The 13448-nt window shown below is 67.5% G+C and carries 15 protein-coding genes; 4 read left to right on the forward strand and 11 right to left on the reverse strand.

Features of this window, described 5'->3' with window-relative positions; all coding sequences use genetic code 11:
* Window position 1 precedes the first annotated feature (1 nt).
* The 3 genes from AC07X4_RS05710 to AC07X4_RS05720 all read left to right on the forward strand — a co-directional run bounded on the left by AC07X4_RS05710 (window position 2) and on the right by AC07X4_RS05720 (window position 3117).
* On the forward strand, window positions 2–961 hold the full coding sequence (locus AC07X4_RS05710) for a 1-phosphofructokinase family hexose kinase (protein ID WP_494739500.1): 960 nt from the start codon (window positions 2–4) through the stop codon (window positions 959–961).
* Window positions 962–1051: 90 nt separating this feature from the next.
* Window positions 1052–2215, forward strand: coding sequence for a tRNA preQ1(34) S-adenosylmethionine ribosyltransferase-isomerase QueA (gene queA, locus AC07X4_RS05715; protein ID WP_494739501.1), 1164 nt, complete (start codon window positions 1052–1054; stop codon window positions 2213–2215).
* On the forward strand, window positions 2212–3117 hold the full coding sequence (locus AC07X4_RS05720) for a DMT family transporter (RefSeq protein ID WP_494739502.1): 906 nt from the start codon (window positions 2212–2214) through the stop codon (window positions 3115–3117). Before queA ends, AC07X4_RS05720 begins: the two co-directional genes overlap by 4 nt.
* Window positions 3118–3201: 84 nt before the next feature.
* Here AC07X4_RS05720 and AC07X4_RS05725 read toward each other — a convergent pair whose 3' ends face one another.
* Together AC07X4_RS05725 and AC07X4_RS05730 are read right to left on the reverse strand one after the other, a co-directional pair.
* Window positions 3202–4803, reverse strand: coding sequence for a gamma-glutamyltransferase family protein (locus AC07X4_RS05725; RefSeq protein WP_494739503.1), 1602 nt, complete (start codon window positions 4801–4803; stop codon window positions 3202–3204).
* A gap of 168 nt (window positions 4804–4971) precedes the next feature.
* Complete coding sequence (locus AC07X4_RS05730; RefSeq protein WP_494739504.1) at window positions 4972–5955, reverse strand: Bug family tripartite tricarboxylate transporter substrate binding protein; 984 nt, start codon at window positions 5953–5955, stop codon at window positions 4972–4974.
* Between the two features lie 152 nt (window positions 5956–6107).
* Here AC07X4_RS05730 and AC07X4_RS05735 point away from each other — a divergent pair, with 152 nt between their 5' ends.
* Window positions 6108–7019: a LysR family transcriptional regulator gene (locus tag AC07X4_RS05735; protein WP_108497472.1), complete on the forward strand. Its 912-nt coding sequence runs from the start codon at window positions 6108–6110 to the stop codon at window positions 7017–7019.
* Between the two features lie 13 nt (window positions 7020–7032).
* On the opposite strand, the gene AC07X4_RS05740 is transcribed toward AC07X4_RS05735, so the two are convergent.
* From AC07X4_RS05740 to trpE, 9 genes are all read right to left on the reverse strand, one after another.
* Complete coding sequence (locus AC07X4_RS05740) at window positions 7033–7302, reverse strand: DUF3253 domain-containing protein (protein WP_395456659.1); 270 nt, start codon at window positions 7300–7302, stop codon at window positions 7033–7035.
* A 28-nt stretch (window positions 7303–7330) separates the two neighbouring features.
* Window positions 7331–8047 (reverse strand): uracil-DNA glycosylase, encoded by a 717-nt coding sequence (locus AC07X4_RS05745; protein WP_494739505.1) that lies wholly within the window; start codon window positions 8045–8047, stop codon window positions 7331–7333.
* A gap of 70 nt (window positions 8048–8117) precedes the next feature.
* Complete coding sequence (gene trpC, locus AC07X4_RS05750) at window positions 8118–8921, reverse strand: indole-3-glycerol phosphate synthase TrpC (protein WP_108497475.1); 804 nt, start codon at window positions 8919–8921, stop codon at window positions 8118–8120.
* On the reverse strand, window positions 8911–9063 hold the full coding sequence (locus tag AC07X4_RS05755; protein WP_165836521.1) for a hypothetical protein: 153 nt from the start codon (window positions 9061–9063) through the stop codon (window positions 8911–8913). Before AC07X4_RS05755 ends, trpC begins: the two co-directional genes overlap by 11 nt.
* A 20-nt stretch (window positions 9064–9083) precedes the next feature.
* Window positions 9084–10121: an anthranilate phosphoribosyltransferase gene (trpD, locus tag AC07X4_RS05760; RefSeq protein ID WP_056747856.1), complete on the reverse strand. Its 1038-nt coding sequence runs from the start codon at window positions 10119–10121 to the stop codon at window positions 9084–9086.
* 17 nt (window positions 10122–10138) lie between these two features.
* On the reverse strand, window positions 10139–10810 hold the full coding sequence (locus AC07X4_RS05765; protein WP_494739506.1) for a LysE family translocator: 672 nt from the start codon (window positions 10808–10810) through the stop codon (window positions 10139–10141).
* Window positions 10807–11394, reverse strand: coding sequence for an aminodeoxychorismate/anthranilate synthase component II (locus tag AC07X4_RS05770; protein WP_494739507.1), 588 nt, complete (start codon window positions 11392–11394; stop codon window positions 10807–10809). Before AC07X4_RS05770 ends, AC07X4_RS05765 begins: the two co-directional genes overlap by 4 nt.
* Window positions 11391–11726: a chorismate mutase gene (locus AC07X4_RS05775; RefSeq protein WP_056065295.1), complete on the reverse strand. Its 336-nt coding sequence runs from the start codon at window positions 11724–11726 to the stop codon at window positions 11391–11393. The genes AC07X4_RS05770 and AC07X4_RS05775 overlap by 4 nt, the downstream gene beginning before the upstream one ends.
* The gene (trpE, locus tag AC07X4_RS05780; protein WP_099732322.1) at window positions 11723–13222 is read right to left on the reverse strand and encodes an anthranilate synthase component I; all 1500 of its coding nucleotides are present in this window, start codon (window positions 13220–13222) and stop codon (window positions 11723–11725) included. Before trpE ends, AC07X4_RS05775 begins: the two co-directional genes overlap by 4 nt.
* Between the last annotated feature and the right edge of the window lie 226 nt (window positions 13223–13448).

Genomic DNA, 13448 nt, shown 5'->3' on the forward strand with positions numbered 1-13448 from the left:
CATGCCTGCACTGATCATCACCCTGACGCTCAACCCCGCCCTGGACCTGGCGACCACCACCGACCACGTGGCCCCCACACACAAGCTGCGCTGCGGCCCGGTGCAGCGGTTTGCGGGGGGCGGCGGCATCAACGTGGCGCGGGTGCTGCACCGCCTGGGCGCGGACGTGAGCGCGTGGGCACTGGCGGGCGGCGCGGCGGGCGCCCAGGTGCAGCAGTTGCTGGCCGGCGAGGGCGTGCCCACGCGGCTGCAGCGCATTGCGGGCGACACGCGCGAGAACTTTTCGGTGGTCGAGACCAGCACGGGCCAGGAGTTTCGGTTTGTGCTGCCCGGCCCCACGCTGCAGGCCAGCGAGTGGCAGGCCTGCCTGGATGCGCTGGCTACCCACACACCGCCACCCCGCTGGCTGATCGCCAGCGGCAGCCTGCCGCCTGGCACGCCGGACGACTTCTACGCCCAGTTGGCGCGCGCCGCATCCGGCCGGGGCGTGCGGGTGGCCGTCGACACCTCGGGGCCGCCGCTGGCGGCGGCATTGCAGGCCGGGGTGGCGCTGGTCAAACCCAGCCTGCGCGAGCTGCGCGACCTGTTGCAACAGCCCCTGGAACAGGCGGTCGACTGGTGCGCTGCCGCCCAGTCGCTGGTACGCAGCGGCGCCGCAGACACCGTGGCCCTGTCGGTGGGCGAGCAAGGCGCTGTGCTGGCCACGCGGGAGGGGGTATGGCAGGCGCCAGCGCTGAACGTGCCCGCTACGACCGGCACCACGGGCGCTGGTGACTGCTTTTTGGCCGCGCTGGTCTGGGCGCTGGACCGGGGCGATGCGCCTGCCGAGGCGCTGCGCTGGGGCGTGGCCGCAGGCGCTGCCGCCTTGCTGCATCCGGGCACCACCCTGGCCCAGGCCGATGACGTGCAACGGCTGGTGCACAGCGTACCGGCAGCGGTGGCATTCACCACCTCGCCCTAGCACCGCGCCTGCAGGGGCTGCAGCCCCGTGGGACAATCGCGCCTTCCGCAATTTTTACCTTGGCACGGGCCCGTTCGGCCCTCAAGCACGATGACTGATCTCTCCAGCGGCGCAACCAGTGCGCCCCTCGCCTCCGGCGGCCCTTCCACGCCCCGCGTGTTCACCCTCAGCGACTTCGACTTCTCGCTGCCCCCCGAACTCATTGCACAGCACCCCGCGCCCGAGCGCAGCGCCTCGCGCCTGCTCGATGGCCGCGCCATGCAGCCGGTGGACCGCATCTTTCGTGAGCTGCCCGGCCTGCTGCGCGAGGGCGACCTGCTCGTATTCAACGACACGCGCGTGGTCAAGGCGCGCATCTTTGGCGAGAAGGCCAGCGGCGGCAAGCTGGAGCTGCTGATCGAACGCGTGCTGCCCGCCGAGGCGGGCAACCCGGGTAACGAAGTCGTGGCCCACATGAAGGTCAGCAAGAAGCCCCTGCCCGGCAGCGTGGTGCACATGGCCGGTGGCCGCAAGGCGGGCGGCTTTGACGCGCAGTTGCTGGGCCGCTGGCCCACCGAGGACGGCCCGCTGTTCCGCTTTGCGCTGCACGGCCCCGCAGGCGATTCGCCCTGGGAACTGATGGACCGCCACGGCCACCTGCCGCTGCCGCCCTACATCGAGCGCCAGCAAAACACCGACCACGACCCCGACGAGGCCGAGGACAGCCAGCGCTACCAGACCGTGTTTGCCCGCAACCCCGGCGCCGTGGCCGCGCCCACGGCCGCGCTGCATTTTGACGAAGGCGTGCTGGCCGACCTGGCCGCACGCGGCATCGAGCGCGCCAGCGTCACGTTGCACGTGGGCGCAGGCACCTTCCAACCCTGCAAGACCGAGAACCTGGCCGAGCACCAGATGCACAGCGAGTGGTACGAGATTCCACTGGCCACGCTGGCCGCGCTGGAGCGCTGCCGCCAGCGCGGCGGCCGCGTGGTGGCGGTGGGCACCACCACCGTGCGCACACTCGAATCCTGGGCGAAGACGGGCCAGGCCTCGGGCGACACCAACATCTTCATCACACCGGGCTTTGCATTCCAGGTGGTGGATGTGCTGATCACCAACTTCCACCTGCCCAAGAGCACGCTGATGATGCTGGTGAGCGCGTTTGCGGGCTACGCCCACATCATGGGCCTGTACCGGCACGCCATTGCGCAGCAGTACCGCTTCTTCAGTTATGGCGACGCCATGCTGCTGGAGCGTGCGCGCGGCACGCCGTGAGTCCCCCCGGCCCTGCGTCGTCGACCAGCCCTGCAGCCCGTCGGCGTGCGGCGCTGGCAGGCATCGCGCTGGCCGTCACGGCCTGCGCGTTCTTTGCGCTGCTGGACACCGCGAGCAAGCTGGTCAGTGTGGGTGTGCCCATCGTCATGGCGCTGTGGATGCGCTATGTATTCCAGTCGCTGCTGACCACGGCCTTCGTGCTGCAACGGGCGGGGCGCCCAGCCCTGCGCACCACACAGCCCCGCTTCCAGGCCTTGCGCGGCGCGCTGTTCGCCATGACCAGCCTGTTCGGCTTCATCAGCCTCACGGCCTTGCCGCTGGCGGAGTTCACGGCCATCGTGGCCACGGTGCCGCTGTGTGTGACGGTGGTGGCGGCCCTGTGGCTGCACCAGCCGGTGAGCCCGTTGCGCTGGCTGCTGGTGGTGACGGGCCTGGCGGGCACGCTGGCCATCATCCGGCCCGGCGGCGAGGCCTTCACCTGGGCGTTGCTGTGGCCGCTGTGCATGCTGGCTGCGGGCACGGGCTACCAGGTGCTGAGCAGCAAGATGGCCGGGCACGAGAGCCCCGCCACCACGCAGCTCTACACCAGCTGGATCGCCACCGCGCTGGTGTCGCTGGGCGTGCCGTTCTTCTGGCAGCCGGTGAGCGACCCGTGGCTGTGGGCCGGCATGTTCACCATGGGCCTGTCGAGCGCGGTGGGCCACATGCTGCTGCTCAACGCCTATGCGCGCACCACGCCGGTGACGATTGCGCCGTTCCTGTATTCACAGATCGGGTTTGCCATGCTGGCGGGCTGGCTGGTGTACCGCCATGTGCCCGATGCGTGGTCGCTGGCGGGCATCGCGGCCATCGTGCTCAGCGGCGCGGCCAGCGCCTGGCTGACCGTGCGCGAGACACGTTAAGCACCAAAACAGCCGGTGGCGCTAGTGCAATATGCCTGAACAGCTATATATTCAATAGCATCAAGCCCGCCACCTGGGCACGGATCAGAACGCCACCGCGTGCCCGTCCTTGCGCGGGTCGGAGCCCGCGATGTAGCTGTTGCCGTTCTTGAGCACCAGTTGGGCGCCGCCAAAGGCGAACACGCCGTTGCCCTCTTCCACCGTCACCTCGTGCCCGCGCGCGCGCAGCGCGGCGACCACGGCGGGGTCGAACCCTGGCTCCACCGCCACACCCTTGCCGCCGGTGATGCGCCAACGGGGTGCATCGGCGGCTGCCTGTGGGTTCTGGCCGTAGCGCAGCACGCGCAGCGCCATCTGGGTGTGGCCCTGGCTTTGCATGGGGCCGCCCATCACGCCGAAAGCCATCTGCGGCGTGCCGTCGACATGCATCGCAAAGGCCGGGATGATGGTGTGCGAGGGGCGCTTGCGCGGCGCCACCTGGTTGGCGTGGCCCGGGACCAGGTTGAAGCCATGGCCCCGGTTCTGCAAGCTAATACCCGTGCCCGGCACCACCACGCCCGAGCCAAAGCCCATGTAGTTGGACTGGATGAACGAGACCATCATGCCGGACGCGTCGGCTGCCGCCAGATACACCGTGCCGCCGGGGCGCGGCGCGCCGTAGCCGGGGTCGCCAGCACGCGTGGTGTCGATCAGCGCGGCGCGGCTGCGCAGGTAGTCGGGGTTCAGCAGCGCATCCGGTTTCACCGGCATGGCGTCGATGTCGGCGTTGTACTGGTGCAGGTCGGCAAACGCGAGCTTCATGGCCTCGATGCTGGCGTGCACGGTCTCCACATCGTCCACCGGGTGAGCGCCAATGCCATGCGCGTCGAGCATGCCCAGCGCCATCAGTGCGGCGATGCCTTGGCCGTTGGGTGGGATCTCGTGGATGACCGAATCGCCAAAGCGCTGCTGGATGGTGCCTACCCAGTCGGCCTGGTGTGCGGCGAGGTCGGCCATCGTCATGGCGCCGCCATGGGCCTGCGCATGGGCGGCGATGCGCTCGGCAATCACGCCCCGGTAGAAGGCCTCGCCCTCGGTCTCGGCAATCAGCTCCAGCGTGCGCGCATGGGCTTCGCTGCGGAAGATATCGCCCGCCTGGGGCACGCGACCATTCGGCATGAAGCACTCATCAAACCCGGGCTGCGTGCCCAGCTTGGCCGCGCCCAGCGCCCACAGGCGGGCGATGGTGGGCGACACCGGAAAGCCGTTGCGCGCGTAGTCGATGGCGGGCTGGGCCAGTTGTGCAAACGGCAGCTTGCCCAGGCGCTTGGACAAGGCCACCCAGGCCGACACGGCACCCGGCACGGTGACGGCATTCCAGCCGGTTTCAGGAATGCCGCCCAGCTTCTCGAAATATTCAGGCGTCCAGGCCGCTGGCGAACGGCCCGAGGCATTGAGGCCGTGCAGCTCCTTGCCATCCCACACGATGGCAAACCCGTCGCTGCCCAGGCCGCAGCCCGTGGGCTCCACCACCGTGAGCGCCATGGCAGCGGCAATGGCGGCGTCCACCGCGTTGCCACCCGCCAGCAGCATGCGCAGGCCCGCCTGCGCGGCCAGCGGCTGCGAGGTGGAAACCACGTTGCGGCCCATGACCGCGCTGCGGTTTGAGGCGTAGGGAAGGGACCAGTCGAGGGATGGGGTATTCATAGCGTTCTGACTCTGTTGCCCCGCACAGGGCGGGCTGCATGAAACCGGCGCGGCGCAAAGCGAGGGACGCCGATGAAGGGCCGCCCCGCACCGAGGGCGTCGTCCCCCCTCCCGAATGGCAACGCCATTCGAGAGAAGGGGGAAGCGGCAAAGCCGCTCAGGGGGATGTCACTCCAGGGTTATTTTGTGCTGGCGAATCACCGTCGCCCAGCGATTGCTATCGGCCTGCACCATGGCACCAAACTGCGCGGGCGTGCGCGGTACAGCGGGCTCCACGCCCAGCTTGGCCAGGCTCTCGGCCACTTCGGGCGCCTGCACGGCTTTGGCGAAGGCCTTGTGCACCTTCTCGACCAGCGCGGGCGGTGCGCCCGCAGGCAGGTACACACCAAACCAGGTCACCGACGAATAACCGGGCAGGCCGGACTCAGCCAGCGTGGGCAGCTCGGGCGCCAGGGTGCTGCGCTTTTCGCTGGTCACGGCCAGCGCGCGCAGGCGGCCGGCCTTGGCGTGCGGCATGCCGGTGGGCAGCGAGTCAAACAGCACATGCGTCTGCCCGGCAATCAGGTCAGGGATGGCCAGGGCCGTGCCCTTGTAGGGGATGTGCGTCATCTCCACACCCGCCTGGGCGCTGAAGGCGGCCGTGTTCAGGTGCACGATGGTGCCATTGCCGCTGGTGGCGTAGTTGAGCTTGCCGGGGTGGGCCTTGGCGTAGGCAATCAGTTCGCCCACGGTCTTGACCGGCAGGCTGTTGGTGACCAGCAGCACGCTGGGTGCGTCGGCCACATGGGCCACCGGCGTGAAGTCCTTGCGCGGGTCATAAGCCAGCTTGGGCATGAGGTGGGGCGAGATGGCATGTGTGCTGCTCGTGGTCAGCAGCAGGGTATAGCCGTCGGGTGCGGCCTTGGCCGCCTCGGCCGTGCCCAGGGTGCCGCCAGCGCCGGGCTTGTTGTCCACCACCAGTTGCTGTCCCAGGTCGGCCGCGACGCGCTGGGTAACGGTGCGGGCCACCAGGTCGGTCGCGCCGCTGGCGGGGAAGGGCACGATCACCCGCACAGGGCGATCCGGCCAATTGGCTTGTGCCTGCGCGGCAGATGCCAGCACCAGCAGGCCGGCCAGGCCCCAGACACCACGGCCCCAGGAAAGTAGACGCATACAGAGCACTCCCGCAAAGAAATCGGACACAACAGAGGATGGAACCATCTTAGGAAGCAGCGCCTTGCTTGACCACCAGCATTTCAGCAAGCTGCTTTGCCACCACGGCAAACCGGCGCATACTGAACACCTCCATCGCCGCCCCTCCCTCCATGCGCCCCCACCTGCTGCAAGACACCACCCTGCGCTACTTTCTGGCCGTGGCGCAAAGTGGATCGCTCACCGAGGCCTCGGCCCGGCTGCATGTGGCCGCCTCGGCACTGAGCCGCCAGATCGCGGGGCTGGAGGCCCAGCTGGGCACGCCCCTCTTTGAGCGCCACCCGCGCGGCATGGTGCTGACGGCGGCGGGCGAGATCCTCGCGGTGCACGCGCGCCGCACGTTGCTGGACGCCGAGCGCGCGCTGGGCGAGATCGGCGCGCTGCAGGGGCTGCGTGCGGGGCAGGTGCGCCTGGCCACGTCGGATGCGTTTGCGAACGAGCTGGTGCCGCGCCTGTGCGTGGAGTTCCAGCGCACGTACGCAGGGGTGCAGTTCAGCGTGATCGCCTTGCCCACGGCCCAGGTGCCCGACGCCGTGCGCAGCGGCGCAGCCGACATCGGCCTGTGCTTCAGCCGCGCACCGCACAAGGACATCGACGTGGCCTACCGCCAGAGCGCGCCGGTGCTGGCCCTGCTGCCCCCGGGCCACCCACTGGCCAGCGCAGGCAGCGTGGCCCTGGCGCAGATGGCCGGGTACCCGCTGGCCCTGCCCCCGGCCGAAACCACGGTGCGTCAGATGATCGACATCGTCTGCAGCCGCCAGGGCCTGCAGCTGGAGGCCGTGCTCATCAGCAACCACGCCAAGACGGTGGTCAACTTTGTACAGCTGGGCGGCGGGCTGTCGGTGGCCAGCGAGATCGCCGTGCGCCACCTGGTGGCCGAAGGCGCCATCGTGGCCCTGCCCATCAGCGACCCCGGCATGGACCTGCGCGACATCGAACTCCAGACCCTGGCCGGGCGCAGCCTGCCGGTGGCGGCGCAGGCGTTTCTGGAACTGCTCAAGGAACGGCTACCGCAGCCGTGGTAGCCCTTGGCGTGGGTTATTCGCTGGGCTGGTCATCCATCGGTAGACCGAGGCGAATCGGGCCGCCGGGCGCTTTGGCATCCACCGGCACCCCGCCGCGCGTGACGCGCAGGCGGTGCTGCTGGGCCAAAACCTGCGCCACCTGCCTGACTTGAGGCATGTAGTGGCGCCAGTCACCGCCCTCTGGCACCAACGCCCGAGCGACCTCTGACGGGCAGATCGTCGTGTGCAGCTTGCGCCGTGCGAGCAAGGCGAAGATCTGCGCTTCCACGTCTGCGTCGGTCATGGCGCACTCGTGATGTTGCGAACCCTGCTCAGCACCCGTGCTGCGCGCGAAAATCCCGCGCCTTGCCAAAGTGCCCGTTGCCAATGAAGGGCACCGGCGGGCGCAGGGCCGACAGCGGCGAGGGGTGGTTGGAGGTGAGCACCAGGTGCCCCCGGTCTGCGGGAATCCACGCGCGCTTTCCCTGTGCGTGCGAGCCCCAGAGCATGAACACCACCGGACGCGGGCCCTCGGCCACGTGGCGGATGACGGTGTCGGTCAGCTCTTCCCAGCCCTTGCCCGCATGGCTGGCGGCCTGGCCCTCTTCCACCGTGAGGCAGGTGTTGAGCAGCAGCACGCCATTCTTTGCCCACTTGACCAGGCTACCGCCGGGGTTCGGGAACGGGGGAAACGCCACCCCCAGGTCGCGCTGCATTTCCTTGAAGATGTTCTGCAGCGAGGGCGGCAGCCGCACGCCCGGCGCCACCGAAAATGCCAGCCCCTCGGCCTGGCCCCGGCCGTGGTACGGGTCCTGCCCCAGGATGACCACGCGCACGTCTTCGGGTGGCGTCAGGTCCAGCGCGCGCAACGGCTGAGGCGGAAAGATCGCAGCCCCGGCCTGCAGCCGCGCCTGCAAGTGAGCGAGCAACGCCTGCCCACGCGCGCCTGCAAAAAAGGCGTCCACCAAGGGCTGCCAGCCAGGGGCCACCGGCCAGTCGGCGGGTCGGGCCGTCTGGAGTTGCGTGGCGGGCATTTCAGAGGAATTCATGGCGAAATAGGCTGGTAGCGCTAATTACACATGCTCCAGCAGCTATCAAAAACATAGTGATCGATCACTGTCAAGCGAACAGCTTGGCCAGCGCCAGGCCGGGGTCATCCGCCCGCATGAAGGCCTCGCCCACCAGAAAGGCGTGCACACCCGCGTCGCGCATGGTCTTCACATCGGCAGGCTTGAGGATGCCGGACTCGGTGACCAGCAAACGGTCCGCAGGCACATCCTTGAGCATGCCCAGGGTGGTGTCCAGCGTGACTTCAAACGTGCGCAGGTTGCGGTTGTTGATGCCCACCAGCGGGGTCTTGAGCTTGAGCGCGCGCTCCAGTTCGGCGCGGTCGTGCACCTCCACCAGCACCGCCATGTCCAGGCTGCGGGCAATGGCCTCGAAGTCAGCCATCTGGGCGTCATCCAGGCTCGCGGCGATGAGCAGGATGGCGTCAGCGCCCATGGCCCGCGATTCGTAGATCTGGTACGCATCCACCATGAAGTCCTTGCGCAGCACGGGCAACAAGGTGCTAGCGCGGGCCTGCTTCAGGTAGTCGGGCTGGCCCTGGAAGAACTGGCGGTCGGTCAGCACCGACAGGCAGGCCGCGCTGACCTTGCCATCGCCTTCCATATAGCTTTGCGCAATGTCAGCGGGCTCGAAGTCAGCGCGCAGCACGCCCTTGCTGGGGCTGGCCTTCTTGACCTCGGCAATCACCGCCGCCTGGCCCTTGGCGATCTTGGCCCGCAGCGCGCCTTCAAAGTCGCGCGTGAGCACGCGGCTCTCGGCATCGGCGCGCATGGCATCGAACGGCAGGCGCTTCTTGGCGGCGGCCACTTCTTCGTGCTTGACGGCCACGATCTTGTTGAGGATGTCACTGCTCATGGTTGGCTGCCTTGTCGGTTTCGGTGGGCTCAGCGGAGCCCTGTTTCAGAATGCGGGTGAACACGCGGTGCATCACGACCCCGGCCACGATGAACAGGGCAGAGACGCCCAGTGCGATCCAGGTGCCCGGGTCGTGCCACATGGCGGGGTCAGGCCGCCGTATCAGACCGCTGTGGCCAGCGCATGCGTGCGCGTGACCACCTGCTCCAGCTTGGCCAGCGCGGCGCCGGAGGCAATCGCAGCGCGTGCCTTGGCAATGCCAGTCTGGATGGACTCGGCCACGTTGGCGGCGTACAGGGCCACGCCTGCATTCAGGCAGACGATGTCCTGCGCGGCACCGGGTTCGCCCTTCAGCACGCCGATCAGCATCTCACGCGACTGCTCGGGTGTTTCGACCTTGAGGGCGCGGTTGCTCGCCATCGGCAGGCCGAAGTCTTCAGGGTGGATCTCGTATTCGGTGATCTGGCCGTTCTTCAGCTCACCGACCAGCGTGGCGGCGCCCAGGCTCACTTCGTCCATGCCATCACGGCCATACACAACCAGCGCGTGTTCGGCGCCCAGGCGCTGCAGCGCGCGCACCTGAATACCGACGAGGTCGGGGTGGAACACGCCCATCAGGATGTTGGGCGCACCGGCCGGGTTGGTCAGCGGGCCCAGGATGTTGAAGATGGTGCGCACGCCCAGCTCCTTGCGCACCGGGGCCACATTTTTCATGGCGGGGTGGTGGTTGGGCGCAAACATGAAGCCGATGCCGACTTCAGCGATGCACTGGGCGATCTGCTCGGGCTTGAGGTTGATGTGGATGCCCAGGGCCTCCATCACATCGGCGCTGCCGCTTTTGCTCGACACACCGCGCCCGCCATGTTTGCTGACCTTGGCGCCCGCTGCGGCGGCCACGAACATCGAGCAGGTGGAGATGTTGAAGGTGTTGGCGCCATCGCCGCCCGTACCCACGATGTCCACCATGTGGGTCGCGTCCTTGACGTGCACCTTGGTGCTGAACTCGCGCATCACCTGCGCGGCAGCGGTGATCTCGCCGATGGTTTCCTTCTTCACGCGCAGGCCGGTGATGATGGACGCGGTCATGACGGGCGAGAGTTCGCCGTTCATGATGAGCCGCATCAGGTGCAGCATCTCGTCGTGGAAGATTTCGCGGTGCTCGATGGTGCGCTGCAGCGCTTCCTGGGGGGTAATGGGCATGGAATGTCTCCTGGTATTTATGCTGAGGGCTGGTCTGTGAAGGCCAGCTTGAGCCCGAAGCCGATGAACATGGCACCGGCCACGCGGTCCAGCCAGTGCATGCCGAGCTGGATCACCCCGGCGCGCCGTGCCATCCACGATGCCGCCAGCGCCCAGCCCACGTTGACGGGGATGGCGTTGAGGTTGAACAGCACGCCCAGCAACACAAAGGCCAGCGCCTTGTTGTCCGCGCCCGGCGCGATGAACTGCGGCACAAAGGCCAGGAAGAAGATCGCGACCTTGGGGTTGAGCACATTGGTCCAGAAGCCACCGAGGAACACCTTGGAGAGCGGTGTGTGCTGCGCAGGGGCCGCCTGCGCGGCTGCCAGCGCTGCGCTGTTGCCCCCGTCGGCACCGGGCTTGGACAACAGCATGCGCACACCCATCCACATCAGGTACGCGGCACCGATCCACTTGAGCACGGTGAACGCCGTGGCCGATGCGGCCAGCAGCGCGCCCACGCCCACGGCGGCCGCAAAGATGTGCACAAAACACCCAGCCGTGATGCCCAGGCCCGCCACGATGCCCGCGTGGGTGCCGGTCTTGAGCGCGTTGGTCACGATGTAAAGCACATCGGGGCCTGGCGTGAGGTTGAGCAGCCAGCCTGCGGCGATGAACATCACCAGCTGGTGGGCGTCGATGAAGCTCATGCGCGCTGCTCCAGAAAATTCTTGAGCATGGCGTGGCCGTGTTCGGTGAGGATGCTTTCGGGGTGGAACTGCACGCCTTCGATCGCCAGCGTCTTGTGGCGCACGCCCATGATCTCGCCGTCCTCCGTCCAGGCCGTCACCTCCAGCACATCGGGGCAGGTGGCGCGCTCGATGGCCAGCGAGTGGTAGCGGTTGACGGTGAACTGCTCGGGTAGCCCCGCAAACACGCCCTTTTGCGTGGTGGTGATGACGCTGGTCTTGCCGTGCATCAACTCCTGCGCGCGGATGATGTTGCCGCCGAAGGCCGCGCCAATGCTCTGGTGGCCCAGGCACACGCCCAGAATGGGCAGCTTGCCGGCAAAGTGCTTGATAGCGGCCACCGAGATGCCCGCCTCTGCGGGCGAGCAAGGGCCGGGCGAGATGACGAGGCGGTCGAGCTGGCCCGCGTTGAGACGCGCCTCGATCTCGGCCATTGTGATCTCGTCGTTGCGGAACACCTCGACCTCGGCGCCCAGTTCACCAAAGTACTGGACGATGTTGTAGGTAAAGCTGTCGTAGTTATCGACCATCAAGAGTTTAGTCATGCGGCGCTCCCGGCAAGGGCGGGCTCGCGCAGACGGGCGAACTCGCGGTGTTCATAGGCAATGCAGGCTTCCATGAGGCTGCGGTAGATGGCTTCCATCACGTCGGCGTCGCCGCCTTCGGCCTGGGCGCGCTCGCGCACGCGGGCCACGATGGCCTCGATGCGCGCTTCATCGCGCACCTGTTCCACACCTTGCTTGATGCGGGCGGCCTGGGTCATGTAGCCCACGCGCTCCACCAGCAAGGGCACCAGGACGTCGTCCAGCGCGTTCACTTCGCGGCGCACGTCCTGCATGGTGGTGCAGGGTTTGACTCGGGTGATAGCTAGGGTCATTCCAGCCCCTCCTCGACCAGCTCTGCGGCACGCAGCAGCGCACGGGCCTTGTGTTCGGTTTCTTTCCATTCCAGCTCGGGCACCGAGTCAGCCACCACACCGGCAGCCGCCTGCACGTAGAGCGTTCCGTTCTTGATGATGCCGGTGCGGATCGCGATGGCCACGTCCATGTCGCCCGCGTAGCTCAGGTAACCGCAGGCGCCGCCGTACAGGCCGCGTTTGGTGGGTTCCAGCTGGTCGATGAGTTCCATGGCGTGCACCTTGGGCGCGCCGGTGAGTGTGCCGGCGGGGAAGGTGGCCTTGAGCACATCCATGCTGGTCATGCCGTCGTGCAGGATGCCTTCCACGTTGCTCACGATGTGCATCACGTGGCTGTAGCGCTCCACGGCAAAGGCCTCGGTCACCTTCACGGTGCCGGTTTTGGCGATGCGGCCGATGTCGTTGCGCGCCAGGTCGATGAGCATCACGTGCTCAGCACGTTCCTTGGGGTCGTTGATGAGTTCGACCTCGGTGGCCTTGTCTTTCTCGGGCGTGGCGCCACGCGGGCGGGTTCCGGCCAGGGGGCGGATGGTGACCTTGGTGCCTTCGTCGGTCTTCTCCTGGCGCACCAGGATCTCGGGGCTGGCGCCCACCACATGGAAGTCGCCAAAGTCGTAGAAGTACATGTACGGCGACGGGTTCAGCGAACGCAGCGCGCGGTACAGCGACAGGGGCGACTCGGTGTAGCGCTTGTGGATGCGCTGGCCCACCTGCACCTGCATGAAGTCGCCTGCGGCAATCAGCTCCTTGGCGCGCTCCACGGCGGCCAGGTAGTCGGCCTTGGCAAAGTCGCGCTGGGCGGGGTGGCTTTCGGTGGCCTTGACCACGGGGGCGCTCACCGAATACTTGAGCTGCTCTTTCAGCTCGCGCAGGCGCTTCTTGGCCTTGGCGTACGCCTCCGGCTGGGCCGGGTCGGCGTAGACAATGAGGTACAGCTTGCCCGAGAGGTTGTCGATGACGGCCAGCTCCTCGCACTGCAGCAGCAGGATGTCGGGGCAGCCCAGGGTGTCGGGTGGGCAGGTGGTCTCCAGCTTCTTTTCGATGTAGCGCACCGCGTCGTAGCCGAAGTAACCGGCCAGGCCGCCACAAAAACGCGGCAGGCCGGGGCGCAAAGCCACTTTGAAACGCTTTTGGTAGGCCTCGATGAAATCGAGCGGGTTGCCTTGCGCGGTCTCGACCACCTGACCGTCGGTCACCACCTCGGTCCTGGCCTGGTCGCCAAAGCCGCTGGCGCGCAGCAGGGTGCGGGCGGGCAGGCCAATGAAGCTGTAGCGCCCGAAGCGCTCGCCGCCCACCACGGATTCGAGCAGGAAGCTGTGCTTGCCGCCGTCTTTGGTGTGCGCCAGCTTCAGATAGAGCGAGAGCGGAGTTTCCAGGTCCGCAAAGGCCTCGGCCATGAGCGGAATGCGGTTATAGCCTTCGCTGGCCAGGCTTTTGAATTCAAGTTCTGTGATCACGGGGAGGGCTCCCAGCTGTCGCAGCGCGTGTCCCTGTGCAATGAAAAGGGGCGCTGCGGTCCATTCAATCGGCCTCACCGCATTCGGGTGGAGGCCACGGGTGCACGCTGGGGCTGCTGCCCAGGTGCCATCAGGCGTTCAAAGCGACAGGCTGACGCCAGGGCCAGGCTCCCCGGTCGCTGCAACCTGTGATGAACACGTGGTGAATGAACATGGGCCAAAGTGT

It is taken from the genome of Acidovorax sp. GW460-11-11-14-LB4 (assembly GCF_059423685.1).

Bases quoted from the DNA above. Each gene is read 5' to 3' on its own strand.
- AC07X4_RS05710 (WP_494739500.1), top strand. From the start codon at position 2: ATGCCTGCACTGATCATCACCCTGACGCTCAACCCCGCCCTGGACCTG.
- queA (WP_494739501.1), top strand. From the start codon at position 1,052: ATGACTGATCTCTCCAGCGGCGCAACCAGTGCGCCCCTCGCCTCCGGC.
- AC07X4_RS05725 (WP_494739503.1), bottom strand. From the start codon at position 4,803: ATGAATACCCCATCCCTCGACTGGTCCCTTCCCTACGCCTCAAACCGC.
- AC07X4_RS05730 (WP_494739504.1), bottom strand. From the start codon at position 5,955: ATGCGTCTACTTTCCTGGGGCCGTGGTGTCTGGGGCCTGGCCGGCCTG.
- AC07X4_RS05735 (WP_108497472.1), top strand. From the start codon at position 6,108: ATGCGCCCCCACCTGCTGCAAGACACCACCCTGCGCTACTTTCTGGCC.
- AC07X4_RS05740 (WP_395456659.1), bottom strand. From the start codon at position 7,302: ATGACCGACGCAGACGTGGAAGCGCAGATCTTCGCCTTGCTCGCACGG.
- AC07X4_RS05745 (WP_494739505.1), bottom strand. From the start codon at position 8,047: ATGAATTCCTCTGAAATGCCCGCCACGCAACTCCAGACGGCCCGACCC.
- trpC (WP_108497475.1), bottom strand. From the start codon at position 8,921: ATGAGCAGTGACATCCTCAACAAGATCGTGGCCGTCAAGCACGAAGAA.
- AC07X4_RS05755 (WP_165836521.1), bottom strand. From the start codon at position 9,063: ATGTGGCACGACCCGGGCACCTGGATCGCACTGGGCGTCTCTGCCCTG.
- trpD (WP_056747856.1), bottom strand. From the start codon at position 10,121: ATGCCCATTACCCCCCAGGAAGCGCTGCAGCGCACCATCGAGCACCGC.
- AC07X4_RS05765 (WP_494739506.1), bottom strand. From the start codon at position 10,810: ATGAGCTTCATCGACGCCCACCAGCTGGTGATGTTCATCGCCGCAGGC.
- AC07X4_RS05770 (WP_494739507.1), bottom strand. From the start codon at position 11,394: ATGACTAAACTCTTGATGGTCGATAACTACGACAGCTTTACCTACAAC.
- AC07X4_RS05775 (WP_056065295.1), bottom strand. From the start codon at position 11,726: ATGACCCTAGCTATCACCCGAGTCAAACCCTGCACCACCATGCAGGAC.